This is a genomic window from Virgibacillus sp. LDC-1, assembly GCF_030137545.1.
GTDB lineage: Bacteria > Bacillota > Bacilli > Bacillales > Amphibacillaceae > LDC-1.
The window spans coordinates 374,435-381,790 of record NZ_JARUVL010000001.1 but is presented as its reverse complement, the minus strand read 5'-3'; the positions used below and the strand labels follow the sequence as shown (position 1 = coordinate 381,790).

The following is a 7,356-nucleotide window of genomic DNA, read 5'->3' as shown; positions in this document are numbered from 1 at the left end:
TTCTCCTTTCGTATATAGAGTCGGTTTGACGGCCAGCTCTATTATACCGAAAGGAGATTTGTCTGTTACAACTCTACAAGTTGAATTCTCACACAGGCAGAGCCTGTGGTTTTAAAACCAGTAATTAAAACCGGCGTCCCAAACTATGTGGGACACCGGTTCATTCATCTTATATTTTAACTGTTTGGTTCGATTAATCCATACTTTCCATCTTTACGGCGATAAACAACATTTGTATCTCCAGACACCGCATTCGTAAAGACAAAGAACGCATGGCCGAGCATATCCATTTGTAATACAGCCTCTTCTGAATCCATCGGTTTTAAATTAAAACGCTTTGTTCTTACAATCTCTATATCATCTGTTTCAGTTGCTACAGCGCTTGCTTCTTTTTCAAGCTCTGCAAAAACATGCTTTGGAGAACCTTCTTGACGGAACTTGCGATTTACCTTTGTTTTATACTTACGTATTTGTCTTTCTAGTTTGTCTACAACTAAATCAATCGCTGCATATAGATCAATGTGCTCTTCCTCTGCACGTAATAATAAATCGGTCATTGGAATAGTAACCTCTATACGCTGTTCATCATTATAGACACTCAAATTCACATGTACATCGGAGGTTGGTGGAGTATCAAAATAGCGTTCTAGCTTACTAATTTTCTTTTCCACATATTCCCGCATTGCTCCAGTAACCTCAATGTTCTCGCCACGAATGTTAAACTTCATGAAAGTGTCCTCCTTTTAAAATCATTTATCTTTCTATATATTATTATACTATGTTTCCCATTAAAAATCTGCTTAAACGCACTTTCTTTTCTTTCATTCGATTATTAATCTATGTGTGGCACATAATTGAACTACTTATTTTTTTTTGTCCATAAACATACCATCAAAGGATTGAACACTTGAATAAGGGTTAATATAAGAATGATTTGATTTTTTTTGTTTTTTAACCTGCTTCATTTCTGATTTTAACGCATCAAATAAAATCTGCATTTGCTGTTGTATTAGATTATTTAATTGAATCAGTTCTTGACCAATGCGTTGATCTTCATCTGAAAAAGGATGTTGAATCATTTCCATCATCATGCCTCTTTTTTCGATTAACGCATTAACTTCCTCAATTACAGCTGGACGATTTTTTGCAGTGATATGTTGATCCAACACTTGCTTCAATTCTAATGTAACATCATATACCTGTTTCACACTACTCATCAGATTTGTGCACCTTGTGCGTGTGTGTTTTGCCTATTTGAAAGTAAAACTTGCTTCCAAACATCTCGAAATTCAGTTACAAGACCAAGCGCTTCTTCGAAAGCAGCTGGATCATTTTTAATATTTCCTTCCGTTAGTCGATGATTCATATATTCATATAACGGGAGCATTTGATTTGATAGTTCGATTTTTTGATCTAAGGTTAACATCAATTCCCGAATGATATTCTGTGCTTTTTGGATGTTCGTATTTTTTGCTTCATAGTTGTTAGTTTCTAAATCCTTTATTGCTTGTTTAATAAATTTAATGCACCCATTGTAAAGCATTAACGTTAATTCACCGCTTGAAGCTGTAGTGACTGCATTATTTTGATAGGTTTGAAATGCTTTATTTTGCATCGTTCCATATCACTCCTTTGAACCTAATGCTAGCTTACATTCCTCCACCGAACTGAGACATAAGCTGCATAGACTGCTGATTCATTCGTTGAATCGCTTTTTCCATCGTCGTAAACTGTCTCCAATATCGGGCTTCAATGTCTACTAGACGATTCTCAAACTTCGAGATATGTTCATTTAAATCTTTCATACGTTTCCCAAGTGTGTAAGTATCTAACGTACTGGTAGATCTTCCAGCACGCTCTTCTATTTTCTTAAGTGTGGTATTTATAGAATCATCTAATCGATTCATAAGCCCACGACTATCTCCTTCAGCACCGTTCGCAAACAGCTGCTGCACACTTGTTGGATCTTCATTTAGTGCTTTCTTTAATTTTTCCTCATCGATGACTAGCTTTCCACCATCTAGGTAGTTACTCGAAGTTACAATACCAATTTGTGTTAAAGAAGTAACTTCTCTTCCTGTATTTACATTCGCATACCAATTTTGGCGCATGGAATACATGCCATCTTGAATAATAGCCTCTCCACGAAGCACACCACTCTTTGCCTTTTCTTCCCAGAGCTTAATTTCATTTTCAGACATATCCTTTTTCTGCTCTTCTGTTAATGGCTTATAATCTCGATAGCGTTCTTCTTGCTGTGTTCCGTTCATCATTTCGACTATTTCGTTATACTTATCAACAAACTTAACAATTGCATCAAAGGTAGTATCCACATTGTTTGTAACTGACAATGTCGCTGTTGCACCATTTGTCACATCATTGAATTGAAAAGTGATACCATTTAACGTGTAGTTATTATCCTTTGACGTAAGTGTCATATTATCATTATACGTAAAAACAGCATCCTCTCCACCTTTTTCATTTACAGGATCTAAATTCAAAAAGGAGCTAAAAAAAGAATTATCGGTTGCATTAAACGAAATCTCTGCGCCATTCGTATTATAATTACCAGTACGTGTTGTTTCCATCACTACTTTTTTTGTACCTTCATCAAAAAACATGCGAACGTTATTGTTTCCATCTGTTATACGCTTTAATACATCCTCAAGTTTATCCTCTGCTTTAATTTCAAACTGATGTACCTCTTCAACACCATCCTTATTATACGTGCTGAAGCTATAAGTTTGAGCTTGTACTCCTTGTTCAACTAACGTTTTGGATGGATCTAAAGATACTTCTGCTCCACTTATGTTCATCGCAGATGAAGCTAATTTCGAAACAGAAATTCTATATGAACCATTTGTTGCTTTTGAGTTTGCCGTAGCAGTAACAGCGCTTGTTAAAGAAGAACTAACGTTTTTCGAGTTATATGTAGGACTTAAACGCATGTCACGTGTCATTTCTTTTAGTTCAAAAAGTGACTTATAAATATCTCGAAATCCATCTCGTTTCCATGTTAAGGTTGTTCTATCTTGTTCCATTCGATTTAATGGCAAGCGTTCTGCTGTCATAAGTTTATTTACTAATTCATCAATATCCATGCCTGATGCTAGTCCACCAATACGCATCCTCATTCACTCCTTTATCTAACTATAAGTTATATTTTTTCGTCGATTAATATTCCCATATACTCTGCCATTGCAGCATACATATCTAGGAACTTCTTTGGAGGAATTTCTTTAACAACCTCTTTTGTAATAGGATCTACTACTTCAACATAGTATTCATTAAGCTTTTCATGAAGTTGAAACTTTAGATCCGTTCGAAGTGGCTGCACAAATTCATTCAACTTCGATACAACCATCTCTACCTCTTCTTGATTTGCAACATGATTCTCTTGTAATACGTTGTCTTTCTCTCTTAAACCTTGTGATACCGTGCGTATAGGTTCAGAATACTTAATACCTTCATTTGATAATGAATTTGTCACTAAATTTTCCAATCGCATGGTTCATGCAACTCCTCTTACCGTATAGTTTCCTTTTATATCGGTAGAATTTGGTAAAATGTTTAGCGATATTTATTCTTCATCCACTTCATCTGATAGTAATTGAATAACATCTAATGAAACATTGGCTGCTTCACTATTTTGTTTTTGAATATCCATATATATCTCCATGCGATAAATATCCGTCGTTTTAGGAGCTGAAATGCCAAGCTTGACTTGATCTCCTTCAATTGCAAGCACTTGAATTTCGATGTTATCGTCGATTTGGATCGCTTCATTTTTTTTTCTGGATAGTACAAGCATGGCTATTCTCCTTTCTTTTTGGACGGGATAAGTGTTGCCTTAATTGGATAATCTTGATTATTTAATACATATTGCTTTCCTACACGTAATTCCTTTTGAATAATGAGGGGTGCTTTTAAATTAATCGTACTTTCAGAGAATGGTTGTTTCACTGTTACAATCGCCAGCACAATGATATCCTGTTCTTTTGTAATGTGTAAGGCACTTAAAATCGCATCATCTAAATCAAATGAATAATCTTCATAAAATTGATAGGGATTGGTTGCAATAAATGCAAGATTGGGTGTGACTATAGATTGTAATACTTGAAAAGCAGGATTTCCTGGAAAATCAAGTAGGATAAATTCTTTTTCTTCTGCAAAGCCTGGGAGTCCCGATTGAAAATGAATCGCATTTGAACGATCAATTTCCAGTTCTCCAAAATATTTCGTCATTATTTGCATGAATTGCACATCCTCTCCTATTTATTGTCAACAGAAGCATGAACAAAATCAATGGAAAGAGCTGCTTGCTGCTTCATCGAGATGTCTACCTCTCCATTTTCGTATCGATGCTCAACTTTTCTTGGCATAATCTCAATTTGAGGCTTATGTGGTGTGACATCAATATCTAACATACCAGGTTGGAAATCAATTTTTACAGCAAATCGAGATGGAATAAAGTCAATTCCAATTGGTTTTTGTGCTTTATGTCCATTTACAATCGCTTGATTTATAATTGGATTACCTTTGTTTTCAATTTTCATTAATTCTTGTCCTTGTTGCGCCCTTCGTCCAGTTCCTTCTAAAGCACCTTGTTTCCCCTCAGCAGCAACAATGTCATTTCTCCTCAAAATAGACATCAAATTCATATCTTCCCATGCCTTCGTCTGATCGATTTGTAATTTAGAAGGCGTTCTTGTTATAGTTAATTCCGCTCGTGGTTGTTGAATAGATACATCGGCTTTAGGCTGCTTGATTTCCTGTTTTCCAGGTTGCTGTTGAAGCGCTATTTTTGCCATTTGTGTTTCAATCCGGATTTGAGGAAGTTTCATTACCATCATTTCCTTTTTAAGGTATATTTTCAAATATAAAACTACGATACAGCCCTCACCATTCTCCGCGGTAAGGGCTGTATGATAAATGATTCAATAAGATCATCTTAAAAAGTCTAATAGCGATGGCTGCATCGTTCTAGACCCCGCAGACAACGAAGCACGAAGTATGCTTTCCTGTGTAATTAGTTGCGTGATCGTTTTTTCATAATCGGCGTCTTCATTTTCAGACATCATTTTCTTCGCAATGACTTCTTGTTCTCCAAGTCGATTTTCGATAAGTTCCAAACGATTCATTCGTGCACCTAAATTAGCACGGGAATTTACAACATCATCAATTCTAGTTTGCATTTTTCCGATACTGGCATCAATCTCTGCTTGATTATTGGTATCTAATGCATTAATAAAGAAATCAATATCCTCAAATAATTCAGCGACATCATTTGCACCTGTTCCGCCAAATACTGTTGTAGGATCCACATTTGCTTCAAGCTTTGTTCCATTTGCAACTTCAATTTTCACATCAGATATTTGTGTTAAATCCGGATTATTCCACTTCCCGTTATCATCAAATGGCTTTTCAGTAGTATTTGTTCCATTAAAAATATATTTCCCATTTACATTCGTATTGGCAATCTCTACTAAATGCTTTTTTAATTGTTCTACTTCTTCTTTAATGTTTTGTCGTTGCGCTTCATCATACGTATCATTGCTTGCTTGGACTGCTAATTCTCGAATCTTTTGTAAAGCTTTTGTCGCTTTATCCAACGCAGCATCTGAATTATCCATCCAATTGTTCACTTCACTCGTATTTCGAGCAAATTGCTCAATTTCAATTACCTGTGTGCGATAATTCATCCCTTGCATTGCTACAACAGGATCGTCTGAAGGACGAGTTATCTTTTTCCCAGTATGAAGCTGTTCCATTATCATATCTAGTTTAGAGTAATTATTGGACAAATTTCGTAACATATTATTCGACAACATGTTTTGGGTAATACGCATTAACTCAACCTACCTTCCAACTAAGCCCATATTATTAATTATTCGATCAATCATTTCATCAATTGTCGTCATACTTCTTGCTGCTGCATTATATGCATGTTGAAACTTAATCATATTTGCTACTTCTTCATCTAATGAAACCGAGCTTACAGACATTCGTTCATTTTCTACTCTGGAACGGAGAATATTTGTATTTTCCAGCATTCTTATCGCTTCTTGTGCATTTACACCTAGTTCTCCGATCATTGGCTCATACATGTCACGAAACGTATCAAACGCAGCCGAAAGATCTAATGCGTTTTCTCCATTTCCGGGTTGACCATTTTCGCTTGCTCCTATCATGTCTCCATCGGTAATAACAACACTAATAAGCGCAGCTGCGTTATTTTTATCTGCTAAAGGAGCAAAAAAGTTTCCTGCTTGTGTTCCATCTAAAGCAAATCCTTGTTCATGAATAGAATTAAATGCGTTTACGAATTCATAAGCAATTTCGTTTAATTTATCGATCTTTTCTGGATAGACTCCTTCGACCGCGCCATTAAAGGTGTGGCCGTAAGAATCAATAAGTCCACTGAATGATCCATCAATATCCGAAATTGGTAAACTTCCAGCGTAGCCTTGAACTGTTATTTGTTTGACTGCATTTGCTTTGTCGTCACCTTCGTATTCAATTTCAAATATCTTTTCATCCTTCGCAAATGGACCGCCAGGTAATGTATGTACTTTGTTCCCATTATCATCGACAAGCGAAATTTCAACGACCCCTTGTCCCATTTTACCTTCTGGGATATGACTTGTGTCGTAATCAACGGATATATTTACAATCCCAGATAATTGATCCAAAAGCTGGTCTCGCTTATCATAAAGATCATTTGTTGTGTAACCGTGTGTTTCTAATTCCTTAATTTGTTCGTTTATATTACTTATTTGTCGAACAATGGAATTAGCTGTGCTCTCTGTATGGTCTAACTTTGATTTTAAATCACTTCGAATTGAATTTAGCGATTTATTTAAATAATTAAACGTTTCAGCTACTGCTTTTCCACGCTCAAGCACAACAGAACGAGCACCATCTTTTTCAGGATGTGTTGCAAGATCCTGTAATGATTGCCAAAAACGGTCCATTGTTTTTGAAAGTCCACTGTCAGAAGGCTCATTTAACAATTGTTCCATTCTACTTAATGCATTCGATTTTGTTTCCCAGTATCCTGCTTTACTATTTTCTGAGCGAAACTGAAAATCTAAAAATTTATCACGAATGCGTTGAACTGAACCAACTTCTACACCAGTTCCTAATTGCCCCGGAATCTGCGGACGATTTCTTGAAGCAGAAGGGTACGGATTCATTGTTTGAAAATTAACCCGTTGTCTTGTATATCCATCTGTATTCGCATTTGATATATTATGACCTGTTGTATAAAGCGCTGACTGCTGAGCAAACAATGCTTGCTTAGCCATTTCTAATCCATGGAATGTACTCATCTCTTTTACTCCTTTTACAACGAAA

General features: G+C 36.0%; 10 protein-coding genes. All 10 read right to left on the bottom strand.

The window, feature by feature from the left end; translation table 11 throughout:
- Nucleotides 1-176: 176 nt before the first annotated feature.
- Nucleotides 177-728: a ribosome hibernation-promoting factor, HPF/YfiA family gene (gene hpf, locus QBK89_RS01710; protein WP_284139274.1), complete on the bottom strand. Its 552-nt coding sequence runs from the start codon at nt 726-728 to the stop codon at nt 177-179.
- 135 nt (nt 729-863) lie between these two features.
- Entirely contained in the window at nt 864-1,217 is a 354-nt protein-coding gene (gene fliT / locus QBK89_RS01705) for a flagellar protein FliT (RefSeq protein WP_284139273.1), read from the bottom strand.
- Entirely contained in the window at nt 1,217-1,615 is a 399-nt protein-coding gene (gene fliS / locus QBK89_RS01700) for a flagellar export chaperone FliS (protein WP_284139272.1), read from the bottom strand. The genes fliT and fliS overlap by 1 nt, the downstream gene beginning before the upstream one ends.
- 34 nt (nt 1,616-1,649) lie before the next feature.
- Entirely contained in the window at nt 1,650-3,128 is a 1,479-nt protein-coding gene (locus QBK89_RS01695; RefSeq protein WP_284139271.1) for a flagellar hook-associated protein 2, read from the bottom strand.
- Between the two features lie 29 nt (nt 3,129-3,157).
- The gene (flaG, locus tag QBK89_RS01690) at nt 3,158-3,508 is read right to left on the bottom strand and encodes a flagellar protein FlaG (protein ID WP_284139270.1); all 351 of its coding nucleotides are present in this window, start codon (nt 3,506-3,508) and stop codon (nt 3,158-3,160) included.
- Between the two features lie 72 nt (nt 3,509-3,580).
- Complete coding sequence (gene csrA, locus QBK89_RS01685; RefSeq protein WP_284139269.1) at nt 3,581-3,811, bottom strand: carbon storage regulator CsrA; 231 nt, start codon at nt 3,809-3,811, stop codon at nt 3,581-3,583.
- A gap of 2 nt (nt 3,812-3,813) precedes the next feature.
- Nucleotides 3,814-4,254: a flagellar assembly protein FliW gene (gene fliW / locus QBK89_RS01680; RefSeq protein ID WP_284139268.1), complete on the bottom strand. Its 441-nt coding sequence runs from the start codon at nt 4,252-4,254 to the stop codon at nt 3,814-3,816.
- Between the two features lie 17 nt (nt 4,255-4,271).
- Nucleotides 4,272-4,844, bottom strand: coding sequence for a DUF6470 family protein (locus QBK89_RS01675; protein WP_284139267.1), 573 nt, complete (start codon nt 4,842-4,844; stop codon nt 4,272-4,274).
- A 102-nt stretch (nt 4,845-4,946) separates the two neighbouring features.
- On the bottom strand, nt 4,947-5,849 hold the full coding sequence (gene flgL, locus QBK89_RS01670) for a flagellar hook-associated protein FlgL (RefSeq protein WP_284139266.1): 903 nt from the start codon (nt 5,847-5,849) through the stop codon (nt 4,947-4,949).
- Between the two features lie 9 nt (nt 5,850-5,858).
- On the bottom strand, nt 5,859-7,331 hold the full coding sequence (gene flgK, locus QBK89_RS01665; RefSeq protein ID WP_284139265.1) for a flagellar hook-associated protein FlgK: 1,473 nt from the start codon (nt 7,329-7,331) through the stop codon (nt 5,859-5,861).
- Nucleotides 7,332-7,356 lie beyond the last annotated feature (25 nt).